This window comes from Nocardia sp. NPDC051981 (assembly GCF_040680715.1).
Taxonomy (GTDB): Bacteria; Actinomycetota; Actinomycetes; order Mycobacteriales; family Mycobacteriaceae; genus Nocardia.
This window is the reverse complement of the sequence record NZ_JBFAXK010000025.1, coordinates 61,891-77,221: the sequence shown is the minus strand read 5'-3', so window position 1 is coordinate 77,221 and position 15,331 is coordinate 61,891. Positions and strand designations below refer to the sequence as shown.

General features: G+C 65.1%; 17 protein-coding genes. 15 read left to right on the top strand and 2 right to left on the bottom strand.

Translation table 11 applies throughout. From position 1 onward, the window contains the following. Nucleotides 1–36: 36 nt before the first annotated feature. Nucleotides 37–942, top strand: coding sequence for an acyl-CoA thioesterase domain-containing protein (locus tag AB0L60_RS33050; RefSeq protein ID WP_364622155.1), 906 nt, complete (start codon nt 37–39; stop codon nt 940–942). A gap of 23 nt (nt 943–965) precedes the next feature. Further along, nucleotides 966–1,850, top strand: coding sequence for a PaaX family transcriptional regulator C-terminal domain-containing protein (locus tag AB0L60_RS33045; RefSeq protein WP_364622152.1), 885 nt, complete (start codon nt 966–968; stop codon nt 1,848–1,850). A 396-nt stretch (nt 1,851–2,246) separates the two neighbouring features. Here AB0L60_RS33045 and AB0L60_RS33040 read toward each other — a convergent pair whose 3' ends face one another. Beyond that, the gene (locus AB0L60_RS33040) at nt 2,247–2,834 is read right to left on the bottom strand and encodes a TetR family transcriptional regulator (RefSeq protein ID WP_364622149.1); all 588 of its coding nucleotides are present in this window, start codon (nt 2,832–2,834) and stop codon (nt 2,247–2,249) included. A 107-nt stretch (nt 2,835–2,941) separates the two neighbouring features. On the opposite strand from AB0L60_RS33040, the gene AB0L60_RS33035 reads away from it, so the two are divergent. The 5 genes from AB0L60_RS33035 (at nt 2,942) to AB0L60_RS33015 (ending at nt 6,388) form a co-directional block, all read left to right on the top strand. Beyond that, nucleotides 2,942–4,087 carry an FAD-dependent monooxygenase gene (locus AB0L60_RS33035; protein WP_364622146.1) on the top strand — a complete coding sequence of 382 codons (1,146 nt, stop codon included), beginning with the start codon at nt 2,942–2,944 and terminating at the stop codon, nt 4,085–4,087. An 18-nt stretch (nt 4,088–4,105) separates the two neighbouring features. Continuing rightward, nucleotides 4,106–4,774, top strand: coding sequence for an MBL fold metallo-hydrolase (locus AB0L60_RS33030; protein WP_364622144.1), 669 nt, complete (start codon nt 4,106–4,108; stop codon nt 4,772–4,774). A gap of 32 nt (nt 4,775–4,806) precedes the next feature. After that, on the top strand, nt 4,807–5,295 hold the full coding sequence (locus tag AB0L60_RS33025; RefSeq protein WP_364622141.1) for an ester cyclase: 489 nt from the start codon (nt 4,807–4,809) through the stop codon (nt 5,293–5,295). A gap of 120 nt (nt 5,296–5,415) precedes the next feature. Continuing rightward, nucleotides 5,416–5,961, top strand: coding sequence for a 2,4'-dihydroxyacetophenone dioxygenase family protein (locus AB0L60_RS33020; RefSeq protein WP_364622138.1), 546 nt, complete (start codon nt 5,416–5,418; stop codon nt 5,959–5,961). Nucleotides 5,962–6,163: 202 nt separating this feature from the next. Then, nucleotides 6,164–6,388: a zinc-binding dehydrogenase gene (locus AB0L60_RS33015; protein ID WP_364622307.1), complete on the top strand. Its 225-nt coding sequence runs from the start codon at nt 6,164–6,166 to the stop codon at nt 6,386–6,388. Nucleotides 6,389–6,590: 202 nt separating this feature from the next. Here AB0L60_RS33015 and AB0L60_RS33010 read toward each other — a convergent pair whose 3' ends face one another. Continuing rightward, nucleotides 6,591–7,343: a GntR family transcriptional regulator gene (locus tag AB0L60_RS33010; RefSeq protein WP_364622136.1), complete on the bottom strand. Its 753-nt coding sequence runs from the start codon at nt 7,341–7,343 to the stop codon at nt 6,591–6,593. A 98-nt stretch (nt 7,344–7,441) separates the two neighbouring features. Between AB0L60_RS33010 and AB0L60_RS33005 the strand changes: the two genes are divergently transcribed. The 8 genes from AB0L60_RS33005 to AB0L60_RS32970 all read left to right on the top strand — a co-directional run bounded on the left by AB0L60_RS33005 (nt 7,442) and on the right by AB0L60_RS32970 (nt 15,203). Continuing rightward, nucleotides 7,442–8,629, top strand: coding sequence for a CoA transferase (locus tag AB0L60_RS33005; RefSeq protein WP_364622133.1), 1,188 nt, complete (start codon nt 7,442–7,444; stop codon nt 8,627–8,629). After that, entirely contained in the window at nt 8,626–9,492 is an 867-nt protein-coding gene (locus AB0L60_RS33000; RefSeq protein ID WP_364622130.1) for an aldolase/citrate lyase family protein, read from the top strand. The genes AB0L60_RS33005 and AB0L60_RS33000 overlap by 4 nt, the downstream gene beginning before the upstream one ends. Further along, on the top strand, nt 9,485–10,294 hold the full coding sequence (locus AB0L60_RS32995; RefSeq protein WP_364622127.1) for an ABC transporter ATP-binding protein: 810 nt from the start codon (nt 9,485–9,487) through the stop codon (nt 10,292–10,294). The genes AB0L60_RS33000 and AB0L60_RS32995 overlap by 8 nt, the downstream gene beginning before the upstream one ends. After that, nucleotides 10,291–11,133: an ABC transporter permease gene (locus AB0L60_RS32990; RefSeq protein ID WP_364622124.1), complete on the top strand. Its 843-nt coding sequence runs from the start codon at nt 10,291–10,293 to the stop codon at nt 11,131–11,133. Before AB0L60_RS32995 ends, AB0L60_RS32990 begins: the two co-directional genes overlap by 4 nt. Nucleotides 11,134–11,144: 11 nt before the next feature. Beyond that, nucleotides 11,145–12,176 (top strand): ABC transporter substrate-binding protein, encoded by a 1,032-nt coding sequence (locus AB0L60_RS32985; RefSeq protein WP_364622121.1) that lies wholly within the window; start codon nt 11,145–11,147, stop codon nt 12,174–12,176. Continuing rightward, nucleotides 12,173–13,024, top strand: coding sequence for a cyclase family protein (locus tag AB0L60_RS32980; RefSeq protein WP_364622118.1), 852 nt, complete (start codon nt 12,173–12,175; stop codon nt 13,022–13,024). Before AB0L60_RS32985 ends, AB0L60_RS32980 begins: the two co-directional genes overlap by 4 nt. Further along, nucleotides 13,014–14,387, top strand: a complete 1,374-nt coding sequence (locus tag AB0L60_RS32975; RefSeq protein ID WP_364622115.1) for an MmgE/PrpD family protein — start codon at nt 13,014–13,016, stop codon at nt 14,385–14,387. Before AB0L60_RS32980 ends, AB0L60_RS32975 begins: the two co-directional genes overlap by 11 nt. A gap of 114 nt (nt 14,388–14,501) precedes the next feature. Next, complete coding sequence (locus tag AB0L60_RS32970) at nt 14,502–15,203, top strand: hypothetical protein (RefSeq protein WP_364622112.1); 702 nt, start codon at nt 14,502–14,504, stop codon at nt 15,201–15,203. Nucleotides 15,204–15,331 lie beyond the last annotated feature (128 nt).

Sequence of the window (15,331 nt, the reverse complement as noted above, 5' to 3'; positions counted from 1 at the left end):
TCGTACCTGCCGGCCACGCTCTGAACGGACGGATCGATGCAGACCGAAACCCCGACCACATCCGCGATCTTCACTGCGGCGGTAACGCTGACGCCGACCGAGCCGCAGCACTTCGATCTGGCCTTCGACGCCATCACGCAGCCATGTCCATGGCCCAAGGCGTACGGAGGCGATCTGGTGGCTCAGGCAGCGGCGGCGGCGATGCGGTCCGTGACCGATGGCAAGACGCTGCATTCGATGCACAGTTACTTCCTCCGCCCTGCCGATATCGGGGCGGTGGTGCGCTACGAGGTCGAGTTGCTGCGAGATGGACGCGGCTACAGCACTCGCCAGGTTCGGGGTTATCAGAACGACAGGCCGGTCTACGTCTGCCTGGCAAACTTCGCGGCTGGTGAATCCGGCGGCACCTTCGCCGGGCACATTGCGACTCCCGTCCCCGATCCGGACGAGTTGCCCAGCTCCGCGCGTTATCTCGCCGACCGTCACGGCGGGACCATGACCGATGAGTCGAAGACCTACTGGTCCGAAGGTCGGAGCTTCGACATGCGCCACGTACCGGGCCCGGTATACCTGACGGTTGAAGGAAAGCGGGCGCCGTACCAAGCGGTGTGGGTGAAACCATTCGACCCGCTTCGCCCGGTTGACGGCCTCACCGATACCCAACGTGACCTCGCCGCCCTCGCCTACGTCTGTGACTACACCATCCTCGAACCCGTCCTGCGAGTGCTCGACCTGCCATGGGCCCGGCCCGGCCTGGTCACCGCCAGCCTCGACCACGCGATGTGGTTTCACCGCCCCGGCCGGGTCGGCGACTGGCTGCTCTACGTGCAGGAAGCGGTCGCCGCTGACGCCGGGCGCGGCGTCGGAATCGGTCGCTTCTACGACCGCGACCAGCGTCACCTGGCAACTGTCTTGCAGGAGGGAATGATTCGCGCCTCGTGACCCAGGGGACGTATGGTGCAAATATGACGACAGGGCTGGAAGTGGTGCCGAATGTGCGCGGACGAGAAGCTCGCCTCGCTCAGTTGATCATCACCATCTTCGGTCTGTGCGCGCGTGCCGAAGGCAACTGGCTGTCCACGGCGTCGGTGATCGCGCTGATGGGAGATCTGGGAGTAGATGCCCAGGCGGTCCGATCCTCCATATCACGGCTCAAGCGACGCGGCGTACTACTGAGCGAGCAGAACGCGGGTGCGGTCGGATACTCCCTTTCGGAATCGACGCTGGAGGCGTTGGCCGAAGGCGATGTGCGAATCTTCCATCGCGCCAGGGCATCCGAGGAAGACGGTTGGATTCTGGTCGTTTTCTCTGTGCCCGAGTCGGAGCGCGAGAAACGCCACGCGCTCCGATCGAGCCTGACCCGGCTCGGCTTCGGCACCGCGGCACCGGGCGTCTGGGTCGGCCCCGGAACACTGGCCCGGGAGACCCGTCAGATGTTGGACCGTCGCGAGTTGTCCGGCTACGTCGACATGTTCACCGGCCGCCACCTCGGATTCGGTGACATGCGCGTGAAGGTGCGTCAATGGTGGAATCTGCCAGAGCTCACTCAGCTGTACACAGACTTCCTCCAGCGGTACCGGCCCGTCCTCTACCAGGTAACCGCGACGAATATCGCCCCGCAGGAAGCGTTCCAGCTCTACGTCCCGATACTGACCGAATGGCGCCGGCTACCGTATCGTGATCCCGGTCTCCCATTGTCACTACTGCCCCCGGCATGGAACGGGGAGGCCGCCGGCACCTTGTTCGACGAACTGAACGAGGCCCTCGCCATTCTCGCCCAGAAGCACGCGCTGGCCGTGATTCATGGGCAGCGCGCGAAGAGGCGGGGCGCGGCGCGGAAGGAGCGCTGAGCCCCAACGCCGGTCTATCCGGATGGTGGGCTGCCGCGTCGTAACCGATCTCGACCGACGTCGATTCCATGCTCGATCAGCTTTGGTCGATCGCCGCGCGCACCGCCGACGTAGGCGCCGTCGGCCCGGATGAGGGCTGATGGTGTTGAACGGTTCCGCAGCTGTCCCAGGGCCGGCCGGGCGCCGTCGCGGCCCTGGGGTGCTCGCGCCGGTGAGCACAATCAGCAGCAGGCCCAAACAGTCGACGATGACATCGCGTTTGCGGCCCGCCACTTTCTCCCCTGCGTCGAAATCGGGTGGCGCTGCAGCAATTTCGGCGGCGCGGATCGACTGCGAGTCGATGACCGCCGCGGTCGGATCGGATTCGCGTCCCGCGGCGCGACGACAGCGGTCTGTCTACGGACGCCAGGTATTCAGCACGCGCTCCAGCCCATGGCGCAGGGGAGTCAGATCGTCGGGTGCGCGGGTGAATCGATCGAAGATCAGGCCGTCGAGCAGTGCGACGATGATGCGGGCATCATGATCGGGGTCGTCGGAACCGGCTGCAACGGCGATTGGCCTGACCGCACGCCACATCGCGGCGGCGCCGCTGCTGACGGCGGCTCGAACCGCAGGATTCCGGGTGCCTTCCAGTAGTACCTCGTACCTTGCGATTTGGTGGATCGGGTCACTTTCGATCCATTCGATGAGAGCCTGCTGAAGCGAGTCGTAGTCCGGCTCAGGTGAGCGGCGGGCCAGTACCAGCATCAGCTCGTGCATGAGGTCGGTCAGGCGCTTCTCGTCGAGTTCGGCGAGGCGCTCGACTGCGGCTACCACCAGATCGTTTCGGGTACCGAAGTAGTAAGTGACAGCGCCATGCGGTACGCCGGCGGTCTCCTGCACCGACCGGTGCGTGACCGCTGCGAGGCCCTTCGTGCCGATCACCTGAATTGCGGCGTCAAGCAGGCGAGCGCGGCGGTCGATGACATCTGAACTCTGTCGCATGAGGTCAGTATCCCATCCACTCTTGACAGCCCTAGTAAGTAGGTCTACAACTGTAGCAAGAACTGCTACGAGTGTAGTAAAGCAGGCTGGTTGCTGAAGGAGTATTGGTGGCGATACCACAGAGGATCTTGATTGTCGGCGGCGGGATTGCGGGATTGACGTTTGCTGCCGCTTTGAAGCGTCACGGCGCTTCCGCTGATGTAATCGACCTCGCGCCTGAATGGCGCCCAGTCGGATCTGGAATTGCGATCGGATTCAACGGAGTTCTGGCGTTGAACTCCATTGGATTGGGGAGTGCGGTCCAGGAGCGTGGGGTTCAGCTCAACAGCGTGACTCTCCTGGACTCGGATGGAAACCGCATGAACGGATTCCGGTTCAGCTCCGTGGCGGATGTCTATGGAGCGTCAACGACCGGGATACACCGCGGGGCTCTGCATGACGTCCTCGCCGGCTCGCTCGAGAATAGCCCGCGACTCGGGATCACCGTGACCGCATTGAGGGAGCTCGACAAGGGTGTGGTCGCAGAATTCAGCGACGGGACCAGCGCGGAGTACGACCTCGTCGTCGGCGCCGACGGGCGGAATTCAAAGGTCAGGAAACTGGTCTTCGGAGAGGTTGATCGCCATTATGCGGGCTACTGCGCGATTCGAGTGGTTATCCCGCGACCGCAGGGGTTCGAAGGTATGTGTGAACTCTGGGGTAGTGGTCGGAGAATGGGGATACTTCCAATCGGTGACGATCTTCTGTATTCGTACTCTACTTTTCTTTCCGCTCGAGGCGCGGTGCGTGATCCGTCCGAGAATATGAATCTCCTGCGTGAACTGTTCAGCGATTTCAAGGGACCGGCCAGGTATATCGTGGATTCGAATCCGGATGAGGATGCGATCCATTACGGCGATATCGAGCAGGTAGTCCTACCGAAGTGGATCTCGAGGCGAGTAGTTCTGATCGGGGACGCAGCGCACGCCATGACCCCAGATCTCGGGCAGGGCGGTTCTATGGCAATCGAGGATGCGATCACGCTGGCTCGAATCCTGGTCAATTCGACTGAAATTGCGGACGCGTTGCATCGCTTCCAAACCGGCAGGTACAAACGAGTTCGAGATATGCAGCGTAAATCTCGTCAATACGGATGGATGGTTCACAGGCGCACTGCACCTGCTCGTGCCATTCGTCGACGTGTTGTCGAGAGGTTTGAATCGGATCATCTCGCGCGCACCACAGTTGCCAGCTTGATAAATCCAGTAGCCTGAACGCTGTTAGGAATGGCAATGATCACCGAACTGGCCGAGGATGTATACCAGATTTGCGGGTATCCGAGGTACTCTATCAATTCCTACGTAATCGACGGCGTTCTCGTCGATGCCGGAACCCGGTACAGCGGCCGACGCATACTACGTGATATAGCGCGTTTTGATATTCGGGCGCATGCGGTAACGCATGCGCATCCCGATCACTTCGGGGCGAGTAGGAAAATTTGTGAGGAATTGGGAATCCCTTTGTGGGTCGGTCATGCCGATGCCGCGGCGGTCGAGACGCTCGGGCTGATGTACGACCGATTTCCGGATCATCCTGCTCCCAGGATATTGAGCCGCCTCCAGGGCGGCCCGCCGGCGGTGGTCGACCGGCGGCTTCGTGAGGGTGATCGGGTCGGGAGTTTCGAAGTCCTCGAAGTTCCTGGACACACGGTTGGTCACTTGGCGTTCTGGCGCGAGTCGGACCGGACTCTTCTGCTCGGCGATGTTGCGAGCGGCCACCATCCGTTCACGGGAGTCCGCGGATTGCGGGAACCGTTCGAATTCTTGACGGCGGATCCTCGGGGCAATCGTAAGTCCATTGCCAGACTGGCCGGGCTCGGTCCGGACTTGGTCTGCTTCGGGCACGGGCCGGTATTGCGTGATGCCGACAGGTTTGCTGATTTTGCGGCTGCCCTCCAATAACCGGAAAAGAATCATTCACAGGGAAGGAAGTTGTGAAGTTGGATATCCAAGATATCAACAAGGATGTCGTGGTGCGCCTCATGGAGGCATTTTCTGTGGCAAACCACGGATTGCTCGACTCCCTTATGTCCGACGACTATATTCAGCATAATCCGACCCCCAACGGCCGTGAGCCGGTCAAGCGTATGGCGGACATCCTCCAGACTGCATTTCCCGATGGGCGGATGGTGATCAACGATATTGTTGCCGAGGGCGATAAGGTTGTAGCCAGAATTTCTATGACAGGTACGCACACCGGGCCGCTCATCGGTATAGCTCCGACCGGCAAGCACGTCGAAATGACTTCGATTGATATTTGGCGGGTCGAGGACGGGATCTGTGTAGAACATTGGGACGAGATCGACCGGGTAGGTTTGCTCCGTCAGATCGGTCTGAAAGCGATTCTTCGTGCACTCTTGAAGAGCAGTAGCCGTCGCCAGATACTCTCTTTCGCGCGTGAGCAAGGGATCATGCGACGCTGAAATGGGGCTGGATCCGCGCACTGATCTTCGCGGCTTGACATTCCGATACGCGGAAGGTTCTCGCGCTGATTCGAGATTCGCAAGCGTATTCATTATAGAGAAATATGAGAGAGGTTGAACATGAATTTTCCTGGTCCCGTCCGGACGTCGAGCGGAGCGCTTCTTCCCTTTGTCGCTCTGCCGCAGACCGAGATTCTGACGGTAAACGTCGGTGGAACACCGCTGATCAGGGATGCACTAGGTCCGGGAGTGCATTTTCAGCCGCTGCGACTGGACGTTGAAGCCGGCGTGTGGCTGGTGTTGGCGACCTTCTCGCCAGGTGCGGTGATTCCACTCCACTATCACACCGGTATTGCTGAGGTCTATACCTTGTCAGGCAAATGGTATTACCTCGAATATCCGGAACAGCCACAAACGGCTGGCTCCTACCTTTTTGAGCCCGCAGCATCCACACATACCTTCGTCTGCCCTGAATCGAACACCGAGGACACAGTTATTCTCGTGCGGGTCGAGGGTGCCAATGTCAACTTCTCCGAGGATGGAAGCTACCACTCGATCCTTGATGCTGCGGCAATCCGGTATCTGACCGAGGAACTGGCCAATGCCCAAGGCTTGGGAACCGTGGACTTTATCTCTGGGGGTACCGCGGAGAACGCCCTGAAATAGGGAGTCGGTAGTAACTTCGATTTCACGCCGGGCCTCGTCCCGGCGTGATCGGTTTCGGATTGGGATTGTCCGATCGTATCCGATTTGGTGGGTGTGGTTGAGCGGCCCGATGAACCATATGTGCTGAAATGACCGATTCGATGGGATCGACCGTGCGCGTGTTGCTCGCTGAGATCCTCGTGTCGGCGAGGATCGCGTCCAACTGTTCTTCGCTGGCCGCACCGTCGCCGGCTTCAGTCTCGGAGCCCTGAGCGCGGACCGCCCAGATCTGGCGGGAGACGCGCTGCGGCAAGCGGTCGACCTGATTGCCGGCGGATCCGTACGCGTAGAGGTGAATACGGTGCTGCCCCTCGAACAGGCCGCTTGGGCGCATCACCGCGTCGAATCGGGCGCGACCATCGGGAAAACCGTTGTCGCCGTGTCGTAGTGCCCAGGTAGCCAGTCGTCGCTTTCGGCGTTCCCGGCCTCGATCGGGTAGAGCGGCGGCGACGAGGTCCCCGACTGCGTGGACCCCGGACACAATGGTGCGCAGCCTGTCGTCGGCGACTTCACGCAGCCGTTGTCGACGGCGACGCCGCCGTCACATGGCCGATGCCGAGCTGCGATTCGTCGCCGATCTCGTGCCGTGATCACGCCCCGGACTTCTCCTCCCGACTGTGCATGGTGGCCAGGCGGGCGGAGGCGGCCAGCCGGACTTGCTGCACCATATGGTTTTCGGCGCCTTCGGCGTCGCCGACTTCGAGCAGGGCCAGCAACCTGGCATTGGAGTCCACGGCCTGTGCGGCGACTTTCGGGTTCGACCACACTGATTGCTCGATGGGGATGGGGTGACTCTCCCAGATCCACTGCAGGTGCCGGGCGATGATGGAGCGTCCGCCGGCGCGGGCGATCTGGGCGTGGAACTGCCGGCTGGCGGCGGCCATTCGTGAGGGGTCGCCCGCATCGAGCGCGGTGCGCAGTTCCCCATGGATTTCGTGTAGCCGCTGCACTTCGGCGGGGGAGATCGAGGTGGCGGCGAGCCGAGCGGCGAGGCCCTCGACGGCGGCACGCAGCAGATACAGCTCTTCCATTTCGCCGGCGGCGAGTTCGGCGACCTTGGCGCCGAAATTCGGCTCGTAGACAACCAATCCGACCGATTCCAGATTCCGCAGAGCCTCCCGCACCGGCGTAATGGAGACGCCGAGGCGTTCGGCGACCTTGTCCTGCAGGATCGGCGTGCCGGGAGGCATTGCGCCGCTGAGGATTTCCGACCGGAGCACGTCCTGAACGTAACTGGCGCGGCTGCCGGGCGGTTTGACCTTGGCGTAGGTCGGGGCGGATGCGGTGGTACCGGTGTCGGGCTGTCCCGTTCCGGTTGCGGCCGATGCGCTGCGCCGTGCCATCGAGTCGGGCCTCCTGTTTCTCGTGTCGCCGTCTGTCCTGATCGTAGTGCCTCCACAGACCCCTTGACGCTTCATTTTATAACTTATAAGTTAATGCCATGATGTGTCCTGAGTCACTGAAAGTGGTGGATGCGGCGACCCTGTTCGCCGGGCCCCTGGCGGCGACGATGCTGGCGGACTTCGGCGCCGACGTCGTCAAGATCGAACACCCGCGGCGCGGCGATCCCAGCCGCGGTCACGGAGCGAGAAAGGACGGAGTCGGGCTCGTCTGGAAACAGCTCGGCCGCAACAAACGCCCGATCGGCGTCGACCTGTCGGCGGAGCAGGGGCAGGCCATCGCGCGGGCACTGCTCGCCGACGCCGATGTGCTGATCGAGAATTTCCGTCCTGGCACCCTGGAGCGCTGGAATCTCGGGCCGGAGGTGCTGCACGAGCTGAACCCGCGGCTGGTGATCGCCCGCGTCACCGCTTTCGGGCAGTTCGGGCCGCGCTCGCACGAGCCCGGCTTCGGCACGCTCGCCGAGGCGATGAGCGGATTCGCCGCCATGACCGGCGAGCCCGACGGACCGCCGACCCTGCCCCCGCTGGCTCTCGCGGATGGAATCGCCGGGCTGGCAACGGCTTTCGCGATCATGGTGGCGCTGCGCGAGCGTGAGCGCACCGGCCGCGGCCAGGTGGTGGACCTGGCCATTATCGAACCGATCCTGATGATGCTCGGCGCGCAGATCACCACCTACGACGCCCTCGGCGTGGTGCCGCGCCGCACCGGAAACCGGTCGGACAACAATGCGCCGCGCAATATCTACCGCACCCGCGATGGCCGCTGGCTGGCGGTTTCGACCAGCGCCCAGTCCATCGCCGAGCGCGTGATGACCCTCGTCGGTCGCCCGGATCTGGTGGCACAGCCGTGGTTCGCGAGCGGCTACGGCCGCGTCCAGCACGTCGACGAGGTCGATGGTGCGGTGGCGAGCTGGATCGCCGACCGTGATGCCGCAGAGGTCGTCCAGGCGTTCACCGAGGCGCAGGCGGCGATCTCCCCGGTGTACGACATCGCCGACATCTTCGGCGACCCCCAGTACAAGGCACTGGAAACCATTGTGCGACTGCCGGATCCGGAACTGGGGACGGTGGCCATGCAGAATGTGCTGTTCCGGCTGTCGCAGACCCCGGGCGCAATCCGCTGGCCCGGGCGGGCACCGGGCCAGGATACCGACGACGTGCTCGGAGCCCTCGGCTTCGCTGCCGAGCAGATCGAGGCCTGGCGGCAAGCCGGAGTCGTCGCATGAGATACCCGGGTACCTGGCTCTATGTCCCTGGCGATCGGCCCGACCGGATGAGCAAGGCCATGGTCTCCGGCGCGGAGGTCGTGGTGCTCGACCTGCAGGACGCCGTCGCAATGTCGCGCAAACAGCAGGCTCGTGCCACGGTGGCCGAGTTCCTGGCGGCGGCTGAGCCCGCAACGGGGGCGCCGCGGATCCACGTGCGGGTCAACAATGTTCACACCGAGACCGGGCGGCGTGATCTCGACGCCGTCGCCGGGCTGCCCGCGCTCGCCGGCATTCGTCTCCCGAGGGTGGAAGCACCGGCCGATATCGAATCGGCCCTCCGCGTCGTCGGCGCGGGTGGGGCGGGAGCCGGTTTCCACTGCCTGATCGAGACGGCGGCCGGTGTCGAGAACGCCTATCGCGTCGCCGCCATCCCGGGCGTCGCCGCGATTTCGCTGGGGGAGGGCGATTTGCGGGCCGAGCTGCGTGCTCTCGACGAGCAGGCGCTGGAATGGACGCGCAGCCGAATTGTGGTGGCCGCGGCCGCGGCTCAGCTGCCACCGCCGGCGATGGCCGTGTTCGGAAACATCAAAGACGCTGCGGGGCTGCGAGAGTCGTGTGAGCGGGGACGTCGACTGGGTATGCGCGGCCGCGCCGCGATCCACCCCGCTCAGTTACCGGTTATCGCGGAGGCGTTCGAGCCGACGGCTGCCGAGGTCGAGCAGGCCCGGCACATTGTCATCGAGGCGGACGCCCATGCGGGCGGATTCGCCTTGGACGACGGCACATTCGTCGATCAACCGGTCGTGGCCGCGGCCCGGCTGACGCTCGAATGGGCCGAAAGATATCAACCCTCCAGTGCACGAGGACGTGACCATGAGTGATCACCCCACGTCGGATCGGTCTCCCGCCCTGATCGAATTCTCCGACGTTGCAATGACATTCCGCGACACCACGCGCTCCTTCCGCGCGATCGACGGGCTGTCGCTGTCGATTCCGCGTGGCCAGTTCTGCTGTGTCGTCGGCCCCAGCGGATGCGGCAAGTCCACGCTGCTCAATATGGTGGCCGGTCTATTGGAGCCGACCCGCGGTGAGGTTCGTTACGACGGAAGAACCGTGACAGGAGCCAATACTCGCGTCGGCTATGTCACCCAGAAGGACAATTTGCTGCCGTGGCGAACGGTGCGCGCGAATGTGCGGTTGCCCCTGGAAGTGCGCGGCCTGGGCAAGGCCGAGACCGACCGTCGCACCGACGAGGTGCTCGACCTGGTCGGGCTGGCCGGGTTCGGTGACGCGTATCCGCGCCAGCTGTCCGGCGGTATGCGTAAACGCGTCACCCTCGCCCGCACGCTGGTGTACGAGCCGGAAGTCATTCTCGCCGACGAACCCTTCGGAGCCCTCGACAGCCAGTTGCGCACGGTGCTGCAGGGCGAACTGCTCGATCTGCGTTCGCGCACCGATGCCACCGTGCTGTTCATCACCCATGACCTGGGGGAGGCGATCGCGCTGGGTGACCGGGTGCTGGTGATGAGCGCCCGGCCCAGTCGCGTCCTGCTGGACGAACCCGTCGAGCTGCCCCAGCCCCGCGACGCGTTCTCCGCACGCTTCGCACCGGAGTATGCGCGCCTGCACGAAACCCTCTGGGCGGCATTGAGCCCCGAGGTCGAGTCGGGAGTGTCGGCATGAGCACCGCCGCAGCTGTCCCCGCTTCCGCGATGGGCGGGCGGGCTCCCGCGACCGATGCGGACTTCGACACTCGTTATCGCCGGAAACAGCGCACGCACCGGCTGGTGGTCTTCGTGGTCCGGATCCTGATCGTCCTCGCGCTGCTGGGCGCGTGGCAGGGACTGTCGGGACCGGTCATCGATCCGTTCTGGGTGTCCTCGCCACGAGCGATCGGGGAGCGGCTGCTCGAGTGGACCCGCGATGGCACCCTGGCCTCGAATGCGCGAGCGACCCTGCTGGCCATGGCCATCGGCCTGGCGCTCGGATCGATCGCCGGAATCGCTACTGGATTCCTGTTGGGCCGCATCCGATTCCTCGGCGATGTGCTCAATCCGTTCATTGTCGCCCTCAACAGCCTGCCCAAACTCGCGCTGGCGCCGCTGTTCATCCTGTGGTTCGGCATCGGCCTGCAGGCCAAGGTCGTGATGACCGCGCTGGTGTGCTTCTTCCTCGTCTTCTACAACACCTTCGCCGGTGCCCGGGATGCGGATTCCGAACTGCTCGGAGTCGTCACGGTGCTCGGCGCCAACGGCCGGCAACGGTTGACGAAAGTGATTCTGCCGCACACGATGTCGTGGATCCTGACCGGAATGCGGCTGGCCGTGCCGTATTCGCTGCTTGGTGCGGTGGTCTCCGAGATCACGGCGTCCAACGAGGGATTGGGCCACCTGCTCAAGACTTCCGCCAACACCTTCGACACCGCCGGCACGTTCGCCGCCATCGCCGTGCTCGTGGTGGTCGCACTGCTGCTCAATATCGCGGTGACCCGCGCCGAGAGCCTGAGCTCCCGGTGGAAATGAGAGAGATCGCCATGTCAACCAGAACCAGACTCGCGGCAGTCGTCGCCGCGCTCGCCCTCATCGGGTCCGCCGTCGCCGGCTGCGCTGGGGGCGGGACCAGAGTCACCGACTGTTCGGGGCAGACGGTGAAGATCGGCCAGTCCACGGTCGGCAATCTGCAATACGCGGCACTGTATGTCGCACAGGACAAGGGTTACTTCGGCGAGGGCGGGCTGAAGGTCGAAACACTGGAGATGGGTGGGGGTTCGGAGGCGATCCAGGCCCTGGCGGGCGGCAGTGTGGACGTCGCACTGACGACCTTCGCCGCGATCCTCAGCGCGGCCGAGCGCGGCGCGCCGCTGGTGGCCTTCGCCGCCACCGCCGATCGCAACACCGCCGACGTCGGCGTGAAGAACCGCTTCGCGCCGCCCGCCGGCGCGGATCTCGACACCGCCGTGCGCGCGCTGCGCGGACACCGGGTGGCCGTCACTTCGGTCGGCTCGGGGGCCGACCAAACGCTGCGGTATCTGCTGCGGCGTGCGGGGATGAATCCCGACTCCGATGTGACCATTGTCGCCGCGGGCGGTGCGGCCGAGACCGTCGCCGCCTTCGCCAACGGCTCGGTCGACGCCTACATCATCGGGCCGCCGGCCTCCCTGGTGGCCGCCGAGCGCGGGGACGGGCGCGTCATGCTGCGCCTGGCCTCCGGCATCGCGCCCGACCTGGACAATCTGCTCTATGGCGTCGCGGCCACCAGCAACGCCACCATGAACCGGAAGGAACCGGTGATGCGCTGCTTCGCTGTCGCGCTGAACAAGGCCGACGCCTTCATCCACGGCCAGCCGGACCAGGCCGCCGCCCTGCTGCGATCCCGCTTTCCCGAGATGACCGACTCACAGTTCGCGCAGAGCTGGGACCCGATCGTCAAGGCCACGCCCGCCACGGCGGCCATCAACCCCGGCGAAGCCGCCAAGGCGGCCCAGTTCGTGAGCACCGTTCTGAACAAATCCGGCATCGACGCCACCAAGGCCTACGACGGCCGCTTCTCCGAGGACCTGAAATGACCAACCACACAACCGATTCCGTCGCCGAACTGCGGACCGTCACCGATGCCCTCGCGGGTCTGCGCACCATCGAACTGGGACAGCCGCTCGAGAACGGCATGCCCTGCTCACCCAGTCACCCGGGCTTCCGGATGGCCCTGCTGCGCAGGCACGGCGACCGGGTGAACGCCCAAGGCGGATCGGGCGCGAACGAACTCATCGTCACCGGCGGCCACGTCGGCACCCACCTGGACGCGCTGTGCCACGCCGCCATCGACGGCCGCATGTACGGCGACGTGGACGCTCACGCGGCAAGCGTCGGCGGTTCGTTCACCGTGCACGGCGTGGACACGGTAGCGCCGTTCCTGTGCCGCGGTGTGCTCGCCGATATCCCGAAACTGCTCGCCGTGCCGCGGCTCGAACCCGGATTCGGTATCACCGCCGAGCATTTGCGCGCGGCGTTCGGTGACACTGTTCCGGGCGCCGGCGACGTCGCGCTCATCCGCACCGGCTGGCCGCAGCTCTATCACGACCCCGCCGCGTACGTCGGTCACGAGACCGGCGTCCCCGGTATCACGGCCGAGGCCGCGGAATACCTTGCCGACACCGGGATCCGGGCCGTCTGCAGCGACACCATCGCCACCGATCAGATCCTGCCCGGCATCGGTCACGCGGCGCTGCCCGCACATGGCGTACTGCTGGTAGAGCGCGGCGTGCACATCATGGAGGTGCTGACCTTCGAGGAACTCGCAGCCACCGGCGTACAGGAAGTGCTGTATCTGGCTGTGCCGCTGAGGATTACCGGTGCTACCGGATCCCCGATCCGGCCGCTCGCGCTGATCCCGGGGGAGGTCGGCGATGCTTCGTGAACTGTCCCGGACGGTGGCTGATTGGGCGCACACGGCCTACTCGAAATCCGAAGTGCCCGAGGCGGCCCTCGCGGCGGCCGGTGAGCACTTGATCGACACGGTTGCCGTCGCGATCGCCGGAATCGGCGAGGCCCCCGTCGATTCCATCCGACGCGCCACCCGCACTCGCGGTGACACCGGCCGGTTCGCCCTGGTCCTGGGCACGGCCGCACACGCGCTCGACTACGACAACGCCCAGACGCCGTCGCTGGTGCACCCCGGCTGTGTGATCGTGCCGACGGCCATCGCCATCGCGCACGAAGGACCGGGCAGCGGTGCCCACGATCTGCTGCGGGCGATCGCGATAGGGGAGGAGATCAGCCTCTGGCTCGGCGAAACCGCTGTCACCGATGGCAATTCCATCCTCTTCGAGCGCGGATTCCATCCCACGGCGGTGTGCACGCCAATCGGCGCAGCCGTGACCGCGGGCCTACTGCGCGGCCTGGCCCCCGAGCAACTCGCCCACGCGATCGGGACCGCCGCCTCGCTGTCCGGCGGGATCCTCGAAGGCAACCGCACCGGCGGCCAGACCAAGCCGATGCACGCCGGATTCGCCTCCACCGCAGGCGTTCTAGCAGCCGAGCTGGCCGCCGCGGGCGCCACTGCGCCGCCGACCGCGCTGGAAGGACGATTCGGATTCCTGCAGGCATTCCTCGGCATCGATCCGGCCGAGGTCCGGTGGCCATCGGAGACCGCCGGCGCGTGGCGAATCGAGTCGGTAACGACGAAACCGTACCCTACCAACGGGTTCACCCATTCCTCGATCGACGCCGCACTACAACTGCGGGCTCAGGGATTCCGCCTCGAACCCGGGGCGGCGCTGCGAATCGGGGTGGCGGAACCGGTGCTGCGGACCGTCGCCTTCCCCGAGGCCATGAAATACGCGCCCCCCACGGCCTACGCCGCGCGCTTCTCCGGTCCGGTGGTCGTCGCAATGGCCTTGCTCGGCGGATCGGGACTCGGTGTCGGACTCGCGGACTTCGACCGTGAGAACGCCATGGACGAAAGGATTCTCGCTGCCGCCCGGCGAGTGCGGTTCGAAGCCGACCCCGAGGCCACCGCCGCATTCCCCGATCGCGTCGTGGCCTTCGCAGTCGGTATCGACAGCGACGGCGGGCAATACCGCGTCGACATCGACACCGGGCGCGGCAGCCCCGGTAACCCGCTGTCACAGCGCGAACTGCGCACAAAGTTCGACGATTGCGTCATGCCGCGACTGGGCATGGCGACCGCCGCCTTGTGGGAGACCCTGCGGGCGAGCATCAACGGCGACGACACGGCCTGCGCTGCCGTGATCTCCACCCTCGCCGAACATTTCGGCTGAGCGCCACCCCCGAATTCGACCGGCCGCCCCGCCGCACCCGACCGGGTCGTGGCGTGATGCGGCGTGCCCAGAACTCGACCGATCCGGTTCGAGAAGAAGAAAAGGAAACGTCCGATGAGGAAGACTGCAGCGGCATCAATGCTGCTCGTCGCGGCCGTGGGACTCGATGCGGGGCAGGCGACCGCCACCCCGCCGCCCAACCCGGCCACCGTCGACTACACCGCAACCACCACCGAACACTCCACCATCATCAACATCGACGCGGGATCGATGGTCGTCGAGAACGGCGAATTCACAATACGATCGGGTGACGGCACCGTGCTGGCCGGAACCGAATTGTCATTCCGCATAGACGATTTCGTCTTCCCCATCGATGCTCGGATAGCGAATCACACCGCGACACTCACCCCGCTGTTCGATCCGCAACACGCCACCTACAGTCCCGTAGCCCTGCCGTTCGAGGACCAGGCGCCCTGGAAGAACTCCTACGACCGCGAACAGGCCGCCTGGAGCCGGATGGCCAGCACCATCACCATGGGTGCGACCGTCGGCACGCTGGTCGGTGGCCTCGGCGGAGCGGCCGTGGGTTGCCTCGTCGGCGGCATCGCCGGCGCGACAGTCGCTTCGGCCGCCATTGTCGGGCTGTTCGGCGGTTTCCTCCCGGCCGCAGCGATCGGCTGCTTGGGCGGAATCGTGGCCCTCGGTGCGCTCGGCACGATCGCGGGCCAGCTGTTGGTCACCGCCCCGATGACGATCATGGCAGCCGTCCAGTACTTCACCACGATCAGCCAGCCGCTGGCGCCCACCACCAAGTGAGAGTAGGCCCCGGGGCCGGGCCGCGACCTTGGGCGGCACGCCGTAGACGCGTTGGGTGCGTTCACCTTCGAAGGCGCTGGGACCGGTGTGTTCGAGCAGCGGGGTGACCGCGGCCCGGATCCGATCGA